Genomic DNA, 16,192 nt, shown 5'->3' with positions numbered 1-16,192 from the left:
TTAGCTAGAGCCGAATGTCTCTAAAATGCCAAACGCTGTCATCGAATATTTACTCCGTCATCCCCTGCTCCGACAGGGAACCTCATTTCGTTTTACTGAGACTTGTTTACTTAGTTCTTGAGCTAAGAAGTTGAATTAAATAGGATCACAGCATGCGATAGGAGGTCCCGCATCAAGTGCGGGATGACGGTGGACATTATAGAGATAGCGGAAGGTTCAATGACTCAAACTCACAGCTCTTTTCAGTCATCTCAGATTACAGCACTGAGCTTATGGATATTCCTTCAGAAAAATATTTAAAGAATAACGTGTAGATGGCAGCAGTAAATATCGTTATTCCAATTGCGCCTATGAATCCAGCACCTAAGATATACATTATCGAAGCCAACAATATAAATGGATATAAAAAAATAATCCAAGGTAATACGGTAGACAAAACAATCACGATCACGACAGGAATAAGCATTGCCATAAATGAACGCATCATCGATGTTTGCGTTGCCCCCATTACTGATGCTGAAATTTTGACAGGCAAAGAAATTACTAGTGTTATAAAGGCCAAAATCACCAGTCCTGAAAAACCATCAAATGATACTTCCATGTTTAAATCCTATTTCTAATTTTAACTAATTGTAATGACTGTAGATCTTTTGAGACATTAACCTTTTCAATCGGTTAACGTCAAATTTGCACCACTTGAAGTCATACTCCATCGCATCTATTTACACAGTCATCCCTGCCTGCGAGCAGGGGGCACCTGAAGACATAATGGCGTGATGGTGGATAGAAAAGGGGAGTCAAAGAGCGTTATACACAAAAACGATGAGCCAATAAAAAAGAGCCGAGAGGCTCTTTTTTCAGTTTAGGATTTGTTGTTGGACACCATGCTGATGAGGTGGCTCGCCAAAAACAATATCAATAAAACACTGTAAACGGCATAGACGACTATCATCCATTGCGGCATGGAATACCCGAGAAATGACCAGCTTATCTCGCCACAATCACCTGTGGCTTCAAACAGCGCTGGGATCCACTCATGCAGGGGTAACCATTGAGGGAAGTTAGGTACGATATCGCAACTGAAAAACAGAGAATCTGCATTGGATTGCATTTCTACATGTTCACGTGCAATTAGAAGTCCCCAAATTGCGCCCACACCCCAGGATAAAAAGGCTATCAAGCGTCCGATAATGGAGTTGTTGGCCAGTGCGCCAACAAGTCCTGCAAAAAGAATCCCAAAGATGGCGACGCGCTGATAGATACACATAATGCAGGGCTCAAGACCCATGCCATATTGGAAATATAGTGCGGTCAGCTCCAGAGCGAGAGCTGACAACGCCAGCGCCCACCATGATTTACTGTCCATTACCCAGTTGTTTAGTGCATTAAACATCAGATAACCTTAACATTAGTGACCGTTTGGTTCAATTAACGGGGTTGCCGAACCGTGGTGGATCCAGCCCATGTCGTAAAATACTTGTGTGTATTCTACCAATATGCCGGAATAAATTGCGACGAAGCCGACAATAGTTAATACCACGGTATAAGGCAAGGCCATATAAACCATACGCCCATAGGATAAGCGAATCAGTGGCGCCAAAGCGGAGGTCAATAAGAACAAAAATGCCGCCTGACCATTTGGCGTTGCGACCGATGGAAGGTTCGTACCGGTATTGATGGCAACGGCAAGCATATCAAATTGCTCGCGGGTAATTTGTCCAGCTAGCAGCGCTTTTTTCACTTCGGTGATATATACCGTGCCAACAAATACGTTGTCACTGACCATGGAAAGCACACCATTTGCCAGATAGAACATCACCAGCTGCATATTGCCCTCAAAGGTTAACACCCAATTAATGACAGGGGTAAATAATTGCTGGTCGATAATCACGGCGACAATAGCGAAAAACACCGCAAGTAGGGCGGTAAACGGCAAAGCTTCTTCAAATGCATGACCAATCTGATGCTCTTCAATAACACCGGTAAATGATGTAGCAAGAATTATCACCGTTAATCCAATTAAACCTACAGCCGCTAAATGAAGGGCAAGAGCGACAACGAGCCAAACTGCAATAACACCTTGCATTACCAGCTTGGCGTTATCTAAATGGGTACGACGATTGGTTTCTTCTTCGTCAAATTCCACCAAAATGGTACGAACATTTTCTGGCAATTCGACGCCGTAATTAAATATCTTAAATTTTTCGACGAAAAAGCAGGTGATCAAACCAAAGATAAAGACTGGGATGGTGACCGGGGACATGCGAATGGCAAACTCTAAAAATTGCCAACCGGCTTGTTGGCCGATGATCAGATTCTGTGGTTCACCAACGATGGTCATTACCCCACCAAGTGCAGTACCGACACCAGCGTGCATCATTAGGTTACGCAAGTAAGCTCTGAATTGCTGCAAGTCACTGCGAGAGTATTCTGGCAGTTTTTCGTCTTCGGTATGGTCGTGGTCATGGTGTATTCTCGCACCCGAAGCGACTTTATGGTAAACCGTATAAAAGCCTACCGAGACACTGATGATAACGGCGATAACCGTTAGCGCGTCAAGAAACGCCGACAAGATTGCGCTGGAAATGCAAAATAATAAAGATACGGCGATTTTCGAGCGTACCTTAGTAATTATCTTGGTAAACAAAAACAGCAGCAGGTTTTTCATAAAATAAATACCCGCAACCATAAAAATCAGAAGCAATAACACTTCCAGGTTTACGCTGATTTCATGGTACACCTGACTTGGCGTTGTCATACCTATCGCAACCGCCTGAATGGCTAACAAACCACCGGGCTGTAATGGATAACACTTTAACGCCATTGCCAGAGTAAAAATGAACTCAAGTACCAACGCCCAACCAGCGACGTAGGGAGAGACGTAAAAGAACAGGATTGGGTTGAGGACCAAGAAACCGATAATTGTTGCCTTGTACCATTTTGGCGCCTGACCAAGAAAATTTCGGTACAAGGCGTGGGCAAATGATTGCTGCATTACTAACTTACCTTAAAGAACGATTCTAATTGTTGTGTGATGAAACAAATTTCATCGGGAATTAATCATTATTTTTACTTGTTTAGCGAACAAGTAATTGCGGTCGTGATAATATCATCGATTAGTTGGCTAAAATACAAATTATCAGCCAAAAAAGCCCATGAAATACTAAATAAATCGGGTGCATTGCCAGAGATATTGCAGCAAAGTCGAAAACCAGTGCTTTATTCTTCGATTTGATTTTTATTCGCGTGCCTTAGTGGACTAAAATAGTTGCTGTAGTTGGTGGCGAAAATATGCAGATATTCGTGTATTTGTAAGAAACCGGTTAATAATTGCTGATTAAATAGCCATTTTTGTTTTGATTTATTTAATCCATCAACAAGCTCTTGACATCTTCTGGTACAATCAGTTTATATACAGAGCGTTAGTATTCGTTTTACGTAAGTTATACGGAATTTTAAATGATCATAAAAGCACAAAGTCCTGCCGGGTTTGCTGAGCAGTATATCGTTGAATCTATCTGGAACGGTGGCTTTCCGCCTGGCTCAATTTTACCTGCGGAACGAGAATTATCCGAATTAATCGGTGTAACAAGAACAACTTTACGTGAAGTTTTACAACGTTTGGCTCGTGATGGCTGGTTAACTATCCAACATGGTAAACCGACTAAGGTGAATGATTTTTGGGAAACCTGTGGGTTAAACATCTTAAGTACACTCGCGGAGCTCGATCAGGAAGGTATTCCTGACTTAGTTGAAAACTTGCTGTCGGCAAGAACCAATTTAAGTGCCATCTTCATTCGTGCAGCGGTGAAAAACAACCCTGAAAAAGTTGTTGAACTGCTCAAGCAATGCCTTGAAACTGAATGTGATGGTGAGCAGTTCGCGCAAAGCGACTACCAATTGCATCATGATTTGGCGCTAGCGTCATCAAACCCAATCTATGTTCTTGTCCTAAATGGCTTCAAGAATCTATATTCTCGTCTCGGTGGTTTGTATTTTGCGCATGAAGATGCCCGTCAGCTGAGCCTGAAATTTTATCAGGAGTTGATTGCCGTCGCTGAAAATGGTCATTTTAATGAATCTGTTCAGGTGGTTCGTAACTATGGTTTAGAATCCGCACAAGTTTGGTACAAGTTAAAAGATGACGTATTACGAGAACTTGCTCGCTAATTCGCGTCTCGAATCAGAATTTCGTAAATAAACCCTGATAATCAGGGTTTATTTTTGCCTGAAAAACACTCCTGCAAATTATTTTTTCAGCAAACCCTTGAATAATATCTTCCGTAATACCATTTAAAATGAAAACCGAGTAAACTACTCAGGTTTTATTTGTCTAGTTAGCGAAATTTGAGGACTTTATGGAAACCATTGAAAAGATCAAACAACAGATTGCCGAGAATCCAATTCTAATCTTTATGAAGGGCTCGCCAAAACTTCCAAGTTGTGGCTTTTCATCACAAGCCTCACAAGCGATTATGGCCTGTGGCGAAAAATTTGCCTATGTGGATATCCTGCAAAACCCTGACATCCGCGCGGAATTGCCAGCGTATGCAAACTGGCCAACTTTCCCACAGTTATGGGTGGAAGGTGAATTGATTGGTGGCTGTGACATCATTATGGAAATGTACCAGCAAGGCGAATTGGCACCTTTAATTAAAGAAGTGGCAGCCAAGCAATCGCAAGAATAGTCGAGTTTTATATCGAGTGGATTTTCCATTCGAGTGGGTTTGGACAAACACGTTGTCCAATGCCTGATTTTTGAAAACAATGTTTTTGAAATAACTTTTTTGAAACAACTTTGTGTTAATAAATGGAGAACAACATGAGTGTATTAGTAGGTCGTCCTGCTCCAGATTTCACTGCAGCTGCTGTATTAGGTAACGGCGAAATCGTAGAAAACTTCAACCTTACCGAAACCATCAAAGGTAAAAAAGCGGTAATTTTCTTCTACCCACTAGATTTCACTTTCGTTTGCCCGTCAGAGCTAATCGCTTTTGACAAGCGTTTCGAAGAGTTCCAAAACCGTGGCGTTGAAGTAATCGGTGTTTCTATCGATTCTCAATTTAGCCATAGCGCATGGCGTAACACTCCAGTTAACGAAGGTGGTATTGGTCCAGTTAAATACCCTCTAGTGGCTGATGTTAAACACCAAATCTGTCAGGCATACGACGTTGAGCACCCAGAAGCTGGTGTTGCTTTCCGTGGTTCATTCTTAATCGATGAAGAAGGTAATGTACGTCACCAGGTTGTTAACGATCTACCTTTAGGTCGTAACATTGATGAAATGTTGCGAATGATCGATGCCCTTCAATTCCACTCAGAGCATGGTGAAGTATGTCCTGCTGGTTGGAACAAAGGTGACGCAGGTATGACAGCATCTGCCGATGGTGTTGCATCTTACCTTGCTGACAATGCAGACAACCTTTAATTAGGTCATTCGCATGTCGTGAAAAAGCTGCCTGATGGCAGCTTTTTTTATGCCCTAAATTTATTTTATCAATTATTTTTGATTGCCCCAGCGGAGTTTGAATTTACGACTAGACTTAAAGAAGACATATTCGATTAGTGCTTTTCAGGGACGAACAGCGATGTTTTCTACCAACCGAGATCAAACCCTCGCCTTATTGCTGATATTGGCAGCCTGTTACTTTATTTATACTGCCACAGAACTTATTTTTCATACGTTAGGTATTCTGGCTATCGCCTTATTTTATTTGGTGTGTTTAAGAAGTCTGGTACGCATCGATGCTGATGCTAAACAATGCAAACGCTCAGTCTTACCCTTAAAATCAAATCGCTATTCATTTCATTACAAAACACGATTGCTCGTCCTGACGGGAAATCTATTGCTGTTGATTGAATCCATTCGCTTTTTTCCAGAAAATCTTGCGGTAGCTATCGCATTATTTAGTGTTATTCTAGCGATTCGCGAGTGGATAGCCCTGATACAATGGGCCAATATCTGTCAGCGCCAAATAATGAAGTATTGAGCACTTTGGGATCAGATTGCGTAAGTCCATGCTTTCGCTTTTAGTTTCGATATTGCTGTCGCGTTTACTTTAAGTTTAACTACGAGCCTTTATTCCCCGCCATTGGTTAAGCAATATCGCAAACCTGCTGTTTAATAAATGTTCACACAGACAAGTGAAGATAGTGTTGAGCGATGATATAGGTTACATTGCCTTGTTTTTTAACCACTAATGATTCTACAACTCTAATGCCTGACCATTTTTATACAAAAACAATCACTGCCGTGAGCCTTGTGTCTTTATTCACTCTCGCGCAGTCAAATGCGAATGAATACTCAACCATGAGTACGCAAACACCAGACAAGATTGAAAATCCAATTGGGCAGAATTCTCACGACGAGCATGAAAATGGACATCATGATGAACAGCACAAGCAAGATATTCATGAAGATGAGCACCATGACGATCATCACCATGAAAACATTGAAAGAATTCAGGTCAGAGCAACACGGTTAGGCCGAATAGTCAGTGACGCACCGATGCGTATTGAGGTTATAAACGCAGAAGAAATCCAAGAAAAAGCCTTGATGCGTCCTGGTAATATTTCGATGTTAGTGGCGGAAACTGGTGGCGTGCGAGTGCAAACCACATCACCGGCGCTCGGTAGCGCCAATATTCGCCTACAGGGCTTATACGGTCGTTACACACAATTATTAAGTGATGGCTTGCCACTATTCGGTGGTCAGGCATCATCGATTGGTTTATTGCAAATTCCACCGACCGATCTTGCCAATGTCGAAATCATTAAAGGCTCCGCCTCATCCCTTTATGGTGGTTCTGCACTCGGCGGGGTGATCAACCTGATTTCTCGACAACCATCTGGCGAATTCGAAGGTGAAATGCTATTAAACCTTACGTCTAAAGAGGGGCAGGATTTAACCGGCTATTTTGCCAGTCCATTGAGCGAATCCTTTAGCGCTTCCATCACTGCCGGTGCGCATCACCAACAAGAACAAGACCTTGATGATGACGGTTGGATTGATATGGCGGGCTACAATCGAATTACTGCACGGCCCCGTTTATATTGGAGTGGCGATAATGGTGCCAATCTGTATATGACACTGGGCGCGATGAATGAAGCTCGAAATGGCGGCACGTTACCCGGGAAAACTGTGCCCGATGGTAACGAATTTAAGCAAACGATTGACACTCAAAGAACTGATGCGGGCTTTGTTTTTGAGCAACCTTTCTCCGAGGTGATGAACCTGAATATCAGGGGGTCGGCAATGATCCAACAAGATGAGCATGGCTATGGTTTTTCCCTGGAAGATGACAAGCACGAAAGCTACCTGCTTGAGTCGAGCGTCTCCGGATACAATGATCGAACCGACTGGGTAGTCGGGGTTGCAGTGCAGTCAGAATCCTTTCATTCCGAAACCTTTTCTGAATTTGATTACTCTTATCAAGTGCCGGGAATTTTTTCTCAGGTTGATTACGATGTAACCGAAGATGTATCAACGTCCATCAGTGCTCGAGCCGACAGGCATAGTGAATATGGTACGCAGTTCAGTCCCAGAGTTTCAATGTTATATAGCCCTGATAACTGGAGCATTCGTGGCTCTTATGGAAAAGGATATTTTGCGCCAACGCCATTTGTTGAAGAAATTGAAGCGGCGGGGTTGTCGCGTCTTGAGCCTTTGCAAGGACTCGAGCAAGAGCGAGCATCAACGGCATCTATAGATACCACGTATGTTATTGATAACATCGAAACCGGACTTACCTTATTCGCATCAAATATTGATGGTGTTACTGAACTGCAAACCATTGACGGAGTAACAACGAATAGCGCGAAACAAGTGCGTTTGGTAAATTCAGCCGGGGAAACGCGTATTCGCGGTGCCGAATTATTACTGCGCTATCGCTGGCATGATGTGAAATTCACCGGCAGCTATCTATATACCGATTCCAGTAAGCCGGATTCAATGCCGACTAACCGCACGCCAATCGCACTTACGCCAGAACATTCTGCGGGTGCGGTGATCATGTGGGAGCAACATGGTAAAGGTTTGCTGGGGTTTGAAGCGTATTACACCGGTACCCAAAAATTGGAAAATAATCCGTATCTGGATCAAGGCAAGCCATATTGGCACTTAGGTCTGTTGGGACAAATCACCTTGGGACGGGTGAGTTGGTTTTTGAACGCGGAAAATTTGCTAAATGTTCGCCAAACCAAAGTCCATCCTTTGCTTTTGCTAGAACAAGCGCCAAGCGGCACTTGGACCACGGATATCTGGTCCCGTAATGATGGCTTTACCGTGAATGGCGGAGTTCGCATTCAATTTGGTGACTAGTTCTTCGTTTATAGTCCCCCGTTACTCATAAAAATAATTACCGTCATCCTCACGAAAGTGGGGATCTGCCTGGCTTGTTTTACAAAAATAATTGCCGTCATCCTCACGAAAGTGGGGATCTGCCTGGCTTGTTTTACAAAAATAATTGCCGTCATCCTCACGAAAGTGGGGATCTGCCTGGCTTGTTTTACAAAAATAATTGCCGTCATCCTCACGAAAGTGGGGATCTGCCTGGCTTGTTTTACAAAAATAATTACCGTCATCCTCACGAAAGTGGGGATCTGCCTAGCTTTTATTATAAAAATAATTACCGTCATCCTCACTAAAGTGGGTATCTGCCTTTACCTCAAAACAATGCGCCTCCACAGTGCTTGTTAAGCGCGCATCCGAGTGTGAGTTTAAGACCCATGTCTATACCATTTCTGTGGAGCAGGATTGCACCACTATCAAAGAATCTTTTACGACTAACTCAAATAAATGTGTTTAAATATAGGGTATTAACGATAATTCATTATTTATCGCTACACTTAGTAGCGATATCAGCAGTTAATTCAATATGATCAAAGTATCGTCCCACTCCATCAGAGCGCTGGTGGTATACCTATCTCACCTTGGCGTACCTCTACGTCAAAGTCTGGATTTAGTCGGTCTGGACAAGGCATCATTATTTAACGAACACTCGCTACTACCCACGCAAGTGCTGGAATCGTTATATACTTTTGCCGAGCAAAACCTCGGCTTGAAAGACATTGGGTTTAATTTTGGGCAAACCATCGAACCAGACCGGTGGAGTACCTTAGGCTATATTGCTTTCACAGCACCAACCTTGCGTCAGGCATTGCAGCAACAATACAAGTTTCAGTCTTTAGTTGGCAATCTCGGCTCACCATTTATAAAACTACAGGGTGAATACACCTTAATTAACTGGGTTCCGGCCTACGCGTGTTCGCACCATACGGTTGAAGAAATCATTACCGGTTGGGTTGCCCTGGCAAGAAAATTATCCGCGGCCCCTGTGATCCCTGAAAAAGTGTTTTTTGCCCACGCATGTCAGGGGGATGAGCGGGTGTACGAACAGTACTTTCAATGTCCTGTTTTGTTTTCTCAGGATGCCAACGGAGTGCTGGTTGGATCTGAACTGCTCGAGGTTCCTTTAATAAAGCATGAGCCGCAATTACACGATTTATTGTGTCAGCATGCGGAGCAACAACTGGCGAGCTTTACTGAAGCGGTGCCGATTGAAGTGATGAGCCAATATATGATCAATCGTTTGTCGGTAAAGGTGCCGGACATCGAAGAGATTGCCGAGTTAATGAACCTAAGTGTTCGCACGCTGCAACGTAAACTATCGGATGCAGGAACAAGTTATAGCCAGTTGTTGGATAGTTTGCGTAAGAAAATGGCAATGGATTATCTACAGCTTGAGCACTATTCAATACTCTATATCGTTGAAATGACGGGATTTTCAGAGCAAAGTGCATTTCAAAGAGCATTTAAGCGTTGGACAGGTATGACGCCGTTGCAATATCGAAAACAGCTTTTGGCCGATAAAGCGGGGTAATAATTCCAATTGATTATTCACAATCCTATGGTTTTGCACTTCACGCCAAACAATGGGTGTTTGATGGCGCTAAAAGTCATTATTTATCAACGTAAATTCGTTAGTATTAGCGTCCAACAACAAAAACGACAAGAATAATAATATGGAAATAGGTCCGGTATTTTACGATTCTAGTGCGCAATGGATGTTAAATCTGGTGCTGGCCAGTATGATATTTGGATTAGCGCTGGATATACACTGGCAAGATTTTAAACGGGTAATTACCATGCCTAAGGCCGTTATTGCGGGCTTGGGCGCTCAGTTCTTACTCTTGCCGGCTCTGACCTGCGCCTTGACTTTGCTGGTGGATTTACCGCCCGGCATAGAACTAGGCATGATGCTAGTCGCCTCCTGTCCAGGAGGCGCCATTTCTAATTTCGTAACTCATTTGAGCGGTGGTAATACCGCGTTATCCATTTCTCTGACCGCCGCGGCAAGTGCGACAGCGGTCATTATGATGCCTATAAACTTCATGTTTTGGTCGCAATTTAATGAGCCAGCCATGGCTATTATGCATGCTATTGATGTGGATTCAGAACAACTGTTTAAATCTTTGATCCTGGTGTTGGCGATTCCATTGTCCGGGGGATTATTGATCCGCGCTAAATTTGAAAACGCCGCAAAAATCCTTCACAAACTACTAAAAAATACCAGCTTGCTGGCGTTAATTGCGTTTATCTTGATCGCCGTTGTTAAAAATAACCAAGCCTTCCTCCAGCATTTATGGTTCTTGTTGATGATTGTTGTCGTCCATAACGGCATGGCTTTTTTGCTTGGATACTTAAGCGCCAGAAGCGCCGGCCTAGACGTCAGAGATCAAAAGGCGGTGACCATTGAAGTGGGCATGCAAAACGCGTCCTTAGCGATAGCCATTGTCTTTACTCAGTTTGATGGTCAGGCCGGAATGGCCTTGATATGTGCATTTTGGGGAACCTGGCACATCGTGGCAGGACTCACCGTGGCCCTAATTTTCAAACAACAAAAATCGAATCAGGCGTTAACCAAGCGCGGAGAAAAAACATGAAAGTATTAATTACCGGTGCGGCAGGTTGTCTGGGGCGTCGCTTGATTCAATCCCTTGTAAAACAGCAGGGCACAGAAATCTTTGCCACCGATATCAAGCCAGAACTTGGGGTTGAAATTGCAAATCCGGAACACGGCGAGACATTGTCGTACCGAGCATTGGATATTTGTCACGGTGACTTTAGCCAATGGGTAGAACAAGTCAAACCGGATGTGATTGTTCACCTAGCGTCTATTTTGCAAATTTCGAAAGCCATGCCCCGTGAGAAGGCCTATGAAATTGATGTTGTTGCAACCCAAAAACTGGTCGAGCTTGCCGCACAAATTGGTTGTCAAAAATTTCTCGTGACAACCTCCGGCGCTTCCTATGGATACTGGCCAGAAAATAACGGCTGGTTAAGCGAAGAACATCCAAAAAAAGGTAATCAGGATTATTTTTATAGTGCCCATAAAGCGGAAATTGAAGCGTATATGGAGCAAGCGAAAACACTGTATCCACAACTCAAGCAAGTGATTTTACGCCCTGGAACAATTTTAGGCCCCGACTTTGACGGTCCAATCGTGAACCTTTTCCAGCAAAAAATGATCACCGGAGTGGCAGGATTTCCCGGACCTTTTGTCTTTATCTGGTCTGAAGATGTGGTGGCCTATATTCAAGAAGCCATGTTTAGTGATATTGAAGGGGCTTATAATCTTGCGGGTGACGGTAGCGTTTCCATGGCGCAAATCGCACAAACATTAAGCAAGCCTTATTTACCATTGCCCTCCTGGTTAATTGAAGGAGCGCTAAGCATTTTAAAGCCGCTTGGTCTGACACAATACGGACCAGAGCAGGTGAAGTTCGTGAAATATCGTCCTGTTTTGGCGAACGATAAACTCAAACGAACCTTTCACCATCAACCTCGCTATACCTCTCAGCAGGCGCTGGAGCAGTTTCTTGCATTGCAAAAGGATGTTTAAGTGATGAATACTTCCATGAAAACCGTCATATTGTCGATATCTGCAGCGTTAATCGCGGCGTTACCCTCGTTATTTTTAATAACGTCAACGGCTCATGCGGCGACTGTGATGGTCACCGATGAAAACAACCAACCGTTGCCTCAGGTTATGGTGATGCAGACGCCAGTAGAGGGGTTTGTATTGGACAAATCCGATATGGGTTATCCACCAGAGCGCCGTTTAAATCGTTCCAATACCGTCCATACCAGATTCACCGATGTTAACGGCGAAGTCGAATTTGATACCTATAAGCAAGACAAAGTCCGAATTCGCATACGTCGTCCTAATTATCAGGACGTAACTGTTGAAGCCAGTGGTAATGAAGATTTGACGTTGCAAATGAAGCCAATCACCGATCCGTTAATGCTGGCGGAATCCAAACCGGCGAATACCTGGTTATCGGCACTGGATTTGGGCGATGAAGACTTAAAGAAACATTACGTGATGCAATGTGGATTTTGTCATCAACAGGGATCGCATTTTTTCCGTCGTCCACGCGACGAAGAAAGTTGGAATGAAATTGTATATCGCATGGTGGGTTACGGTGCCAGGGTGCACGATGAAGCACAAGAGCAGTTACCCCCTTTGCTAAGCGCAGAATATAAACGTTTATTTGAAAACCCGGAATTAATCCCAGACGCAACGCCCTGGGCGACATCGTTAAGCAAAGATAAGATCACCGAATGGCCAATTGGTGATGCGTTTTCGCAAATGCATGATTTGTTGTACCACTCGAACGGGTTTGTCTATGTTGGCGACAATCTTCAGGATCGTTTATACGAAATTAATCCAGAAAACGGCGAATATACTGTTTATAAAATGAAGCGTGCCAAAGGAGATAAGCACGGTGGCTTGATGGGCAATCGTTTAAGCTCATTTCCCAAACATGAAACCTTTGCTGGTATTCATTCATTCGCAGAGTCAAAAGTGGATGGCAATATCTTTATTACCACCTCGTATCAACAACGATTAGTTGAGTTTGATGTTACCAAAAAAGCCTTTATCATCCATGAAATGGACGATGGTTATTACCCGCACACGGTGCGTATTGATGCGCAAGACCGAATTTGGTTTACCATGGCATTATCGAATCAAATCGCTATGTTTGATCGAAAAAACCAAGAATTTCAGATGTTTGATTTGCCAGCCCGGAATTTTGGTGAAGGCTTAACCGTCAGCTTTATGGGGGCAATCTTAAAGTTGATGGATTGGGGGTTACCATTGGCCAATTGGTTCTCTATCGACGAACAATCTTCCGGTGTTCCGCTTCCTTATGGCATTGACATCACTCCTAATGGCGATATCTGGTTCGCGCGTTTACACGCCGATTCCATAGGTAAAATTGATGCTAAAACACTGCAGGTCACTGTATACGACACCCCGTTTACCGGACCGCGCCGATTGCGCAGTGATTCAAAAGGTAATTTGTGGATTGCCGCCTTTCCAGAGTCGATGATTGTCAAATTTGACCCGATTACGGAACGCTTTGAAAACGTAGAGATCCCTGTGTACCCATTGGGCAGTGAAACCCCATACTCGCTTAATGTGGATCGTAGCCGAGATATTGTCTGGATTAACGGTAACACCTCTGATGCACTCTATCGCTATGATATCGATGCCAAAACCTGGCATCACTATCCAATGCCAAAACGTGTAACGTTTACCCGAGATGTTGAAATTGCCCCCAATGGTGATGTTTTTACGACCAACTCAAGTTTCCCGAGCTGGCATATCGAAGACGGCCAGCCAACATTGATCCGTTTGCAACCGCAGTATGACGATGCTGGCGAGGAAAACAGGTCTGAGGCGGGTAGAGCAAAGAGCCAAATCGATGAATAAACTTCCCGGATTTCTTTTGTCCTGTTTGCTGGCGTTTATTGCCGGACATATGGTCAATTACAGCATTATCTTTTTGGCCATAGACTGGTTTGATTCTCCAATGCTGGCGGGTATCGGTTATGGTTTGTGTTTTGGACCGCCGGTTATTCTCGGTTGGTTTGCTGGGGTTTATTGCGACCGATATTCCCCAAGACGGGTGATATTAATTGCCCAAAATTCATTTTTAATTAGTCTGGCGCTGCTATACCTTGCCTTGAACGCGCAAGCTGTTTGGCAAGTTGTCTTACTTCTAAGTGCTGCGTTTTTTGCCGGCGTTGCCTGGTCTTTTGTTTCACCCGCAAGATTTGCGGCGCTACCAGCATTTATTGCCGCGCAAAAGCTCACCACGGGCACCATTGCTCTGAATTTGATGGTTATGAGTGGTTTTGGCATCGCCCCTATGGTGGTGAAAAACCTTCAGGTTTCCTTTGGTTACCAAGGCGTATTTGCAGTAGCCGCATTGATGTTTATTGCCTCATCCATTTTGCTGGCACGCTTACGCCATCATCCACAATCTTCAGTAATACGCGAAAATGAGCAAACGCAACAAAGCGGTCCAGAGTTAACTGCCGATAACCAGGCCTCGGTTTGGCAACAAGTGGTAAATGGTTGGAAAATTTTGTTCAAGCCCGGCATGGTGAAGCCTTTGCTATTGTTGTCAATGATCACTTATCTATTGATGGGGCCGATGCAGGTGCTATTGCCGGTTATTGCAGAGCAGCAGTTAGGGTTAAGTGCACAGGGACAGGGGAACTATCTATCTTTAGTAGCTTTCTCCTTGATTGTTGGAGGCTTGCTCAGTCTATTTACCCGCAACATTGGCAAGCTGGGCTGGCAATTAAATCTATCAATCTTGGTGGCTGCATCAGGTCTTGGCGCGTTAGCACTGATCTCTGATTTAGCATTGTCGGTCGCCGTGCTAATAACCTCTGGCATTGCCGGCGGTATTGCCATCAGTTTGATTGTGGCAGGATTGAATCAATTATGTGAACCGGCTTATCGCGGCCGAGTGATGGCGTGTTATACCATTATCGGTCAGGTTATCCCTGCATTAAGTGGAGTCGTTTCCGGCATCGTTGCCCAGGCATTTGATTCGCAAATCGCATTAATGGCAGCGGGTGGTTTTATTGTCACGTTGATTTTCATTGCGCTATTTCGTTTGATTCAGATAACCTCACTGGAAAGTTTTGAACAGCCAACCAGTGATAGTGGTCAAGGTAGCCATTGTGGCAAGGGTGAGCGAGATGTTAACGCTGTTAAAGCGGATAAAAATGAGAGTATAGAGGAGATAACGCATGCATCCTTACCAAAATAAAGTCGTGGTGGTCACGGGAGGCGGTGGCGGTATTGGTCAGGAATTATGTAAACAGTTACTGGAGCAGGGGGCGTTTGTCGCCTGTCTGGACTTAACCAATCACAATGTAATAGAACATGATAATGTGTTGAATATTGCCCTCGATATTACCGACTATTCGCAGTTGCAAGGTGCCATCGAACAAGTTATCTCGCGATTTAATCGTATTGATGTATTAATCAATAATGCAGGTATTACCCATATGAGTCGTTTTGGCGATTCAAGCAGAGATCTCGCGGATCGAATAATCGCAGTAAATTATACCGCCGCGGTCGATATTACCCGTTTGTGTTTACCACAAATAATAAACAATAAGGGGCAAATCATTGCCATGTCCAGTGTTGCAGGATTTGCTCCTTTATACGGGCGTTCGCTCTATGCTGGAAGTAAGCATGCAATGCAAGGTTTTTTCTATTCCTTAGCCAGTGAAGTCAAAGAACAAGGGGTCAGTATCAGTGTTATTTGCCCATCGTTTGTGCGGTCACGACCAGAATTGACGGCGCAGGTGAATGCCGGCGTTTCATCGCCAGGGGCACTCAAGAAGAATACCAATGGCGAACAGATTTCTGTGGAAGTGGCGGCAAGTCGAATATTAGCGGCAGCGTCCAAAGGTCAACGCGCCCTGTATCTGGGCAAGGTGGCCAATATCGCGCGCTGGCTGTTTAGTTTGCTCCCCGAGGTATATTTAAAGGTGATGAGTAAAGGTGCCAAGAAAGAGTTTGAGTAACCACTCACTTGCCTTTGTTGGCCAGGATTGTTTTTAATGATTGTTTTTGATGATTGACGTTGATGATGTTGTTAACTTATCTGAGTTATCGGGCAGTTGTAGCTCCGCCATTTGGTGGTAGATTCCCTGTAGTGTCAGGGAATGACTCTAGGCGGTTGTGCTTTTCACTCGAAATTGCGTGTCCTCGGAGCGGATGACATCCGCGTACTCGAAGTTACGCTTTTCGTCGTGTACTAGGAACAATCTTTGATTGTGTACTCGAAGTTACACTTGCGATACGTACTGCTCTTA

General features: G+C 44.0%; 15 protein-coding genes. 12 read left to right on the top strand and 3 right to left on the bottom strand.

Annotation, left to right across the window (positions count from 1 at the left end; all coding sequences use genetic code 11):
* Positions 1 to 314 precede the first annotated feature (314 nt).
* Positions 315 to 620 carry a hypothetical protein gene (locus FE810_RS13545; protein ID WP_138320603.1) on the top strand — a complete coding sequence of 102 codons (306 nt, stop codon included), beginning with the start codon at positions 315 to 317 and terminating at the stop codon, positions 618 to 620.
* A gap of 242 nt (positions 621 to 862) precedes the next feature.
* On the opposite strand, the gene dsbB is transcribed toward FE810_RS13545, so the two are convergent.
* Together dsbB and nhaB are read right to left on the bottom strand one after the other, a co-directional pair.
* Complete coding sequence (gene dsbB / locus FE810_RS13540) at positions 863 to 1,393, bottom strand: disulfide bond formation protein DsbB (protein ID WP_138320602.1); 531 nt, start codon at positions 1,391 to 1,393, stop codon at positions 863 to 865.
* Between the two features lie 15 nt (positions 1,394 to 1,408).
* Entirely contained in the window at positions 1,409 to 2,995 is a 1,587-nt protein-coding gene (nhaB, locus tag FE810_RS13535; protein ID WP_138320601.1) for a sodium/proton antiporter NhaB, read from the bottom strand.
* Positions 2,996 to 3,459: 464 nt separating this feature from the next.
* Here nhaB and fadR point away from each other — a divergent pair, with 464 nt between their 5' ends.
* The 5 genes from fadR to FE810_RS13510 all read left to right on the top strand — a co-directional run bounded on the left by fadR (position 3,460) and on the right by FE810_RS13510 (position 8,320).
* A complete protein-coding gene (fadR, locus tag FE810_RS13530; protein ID WP_138320600.1) occupies positions 3,460 to 4,170 on the top strand; it encodes a fatty acid metabolism transcriptional regulator FadR in 711 nt (236 codons plus the stop codon).
* Between the two features lie 188 nt (positions 4,171 to 4,358).
* Positions 4,359 to 4,688 carry a Grx4 family monothiol glutaredoxin gene (locus tag FE810_RS13525; RefSeq protein ID WP_138320599.1) on the top strand — a complete coding sequence of 110 codons (330 nt, stop codon included), beginning with the start codon at positions 4,359 to 4,361 and terminating at the stop codon, positions 4,686 to 4,688.
* Positions 4,689 to 4,822: 134 nt separating this feature from the next.
* Positions 4,823 to 5,428: a peroxiredoxin gene (locus FE810_RS13520; protein ID WP_138320598.1), complete on the top strand. Its 606-nt coding sequence runs from the start codon at positions 4,823 to 4,825 to the stop codon at positions 5,426 to 5,428.
* Between the two features lie 160 nt (positions 5,429 to 5,588).
* Positions 5,589 to 5,990: a hypothetical protein gene (locus FE810_RS13515; RefSeq protein WP_138320597.1), complete on the top strand. Its 402-nt coding sequence runs from the start codon at positions 5,589 to 5,591 to the stop codon at positions 5,988 to 5,990.
* A gap of 320 nt (positions 5,991 to 6,310) precedes the next feature.
* The gene (locus FE810_RS13510) at positions 6,311 to 8,320 is read left to right on the top strand and encodes a TonB-dependent receptor plug domain-containing protein (protein WP_171022366.1); all 2,010 of its coding nucleotides are present in this window, start codon (positions 6,311 to 6,313) and stop codon (positions 8,318 to 8,320) included.
* A gap of 8 nt (positions 8,321 to 8,328) precedes the next feature.
* On the opposite strand, the gene FE810_RS13505 is transcribed toward FE810_RS13510, so the two are convergent.
* Positions 8,329 to 8,637 carry a hypothetical protein gene (locus FE810_RS13505; RefSeq protein WP_138320595.1) on the bottom strand — a complete coding sequence of 103 codons (309 nt, stop codon included), beginning with the start codon at positions 8,635 to 8,637 and terminating at the stop codon, positions 8,329 to 8,331.
* Positions 8,638 to 8,876: 239 nt separating this feature from the next.
* Here FE810_RS13505 and FE810_RS13500 point away from each other — a divergent pair, with 239 nt between their 5' ends.
* From FE810_RS13500 to FE810_RS13475, 6 genes are all read left to right on the top strand, one after another.
* On the top strand, positions 8,877 to 9,881 hold the full coding sequence (locus tag FE810_RS13500) for an AraC family transcriptional regulator (protein ID WP_138320594.1): 1,005 nt from the start codon (positions 8,877 to 8,879) through the stop codon (positions 9,879 to 9,881).
* Between the two features lie 142 nt (positions 9,882 to 10,023).
* Entirely contained in the window at positions 10,024 to 10,944 is a 921-nt protein-coding gene (locus FE810_RS13495; protein WP_138320593.1) for a bile acid:sodium symporter family protein, read from the top strand.
* Complete coding sequence (locus FE810_RS13490) at positions 10,941 to 11,903, top strand: NAD-dependent epimerase/dehydratase family protein (protein WP_171022365.1); 963 nt, start codon at positions 10,941 to 10,943, stop codon at positions 11,901 to 11,903. Before FE810_RS13495 ends, FE810_RS13490 begins: the two co-directional genes overlap by 4 nt.
* Positions 11,904 to 13,781 (top strand): Vgb family protein, encoded by a 1,878-nt coding sequence (locus tag FE810_RS13485; protein WP_212744518.1) that lies wholly within the window; start codon positions 11,904 to 11,906, stop codon positions 13,779 to 13,781.
* Complete coding sequence (locus FE810_RS13480; protein WP_171022364.1) at positions 13,774 to 15,135, top strand: MFS transporter; 1,362 nt, start codon at positions 13,774 to 13,776, stop codon at positions 15,133 to 15,135. Before FE810_RS13485 ends, FE810_RS13480 begins: the two co-directional genes overlap by 8 nt.
* Complete coding sequence (locus tag FE810_RS13475; protein ID WP_138320590.1) at positions 15,116 to 15,901, top strand: SDR family NAD(P)-dependent oxidoreductase; 786 nt, start codon at positions 15,116 to 15,118, stop codon at positions 15,899 to 15,901. Before FE810_RS13480 ends, FE810_RS13475 begins: the two co-directional genes overlap by 20 nt.
* Positions 15,902 to 16,192: the final 291 nt, after the last annotated feature.

This window comes from Thalassotalea litorea, assembly GCF_005843925.1.
GTDB lineage: Bacteria > Pseudomonadota > Gammaproteobacteria > Enterobacterales > Alteromonadaceae > Thalassotalea_A > Thalassotalea_A litorea_A.
Note: the sequence above shows the minus strand (reverse complement) of the source record. Positions and strands in the feature narration are given on the sequence as shown.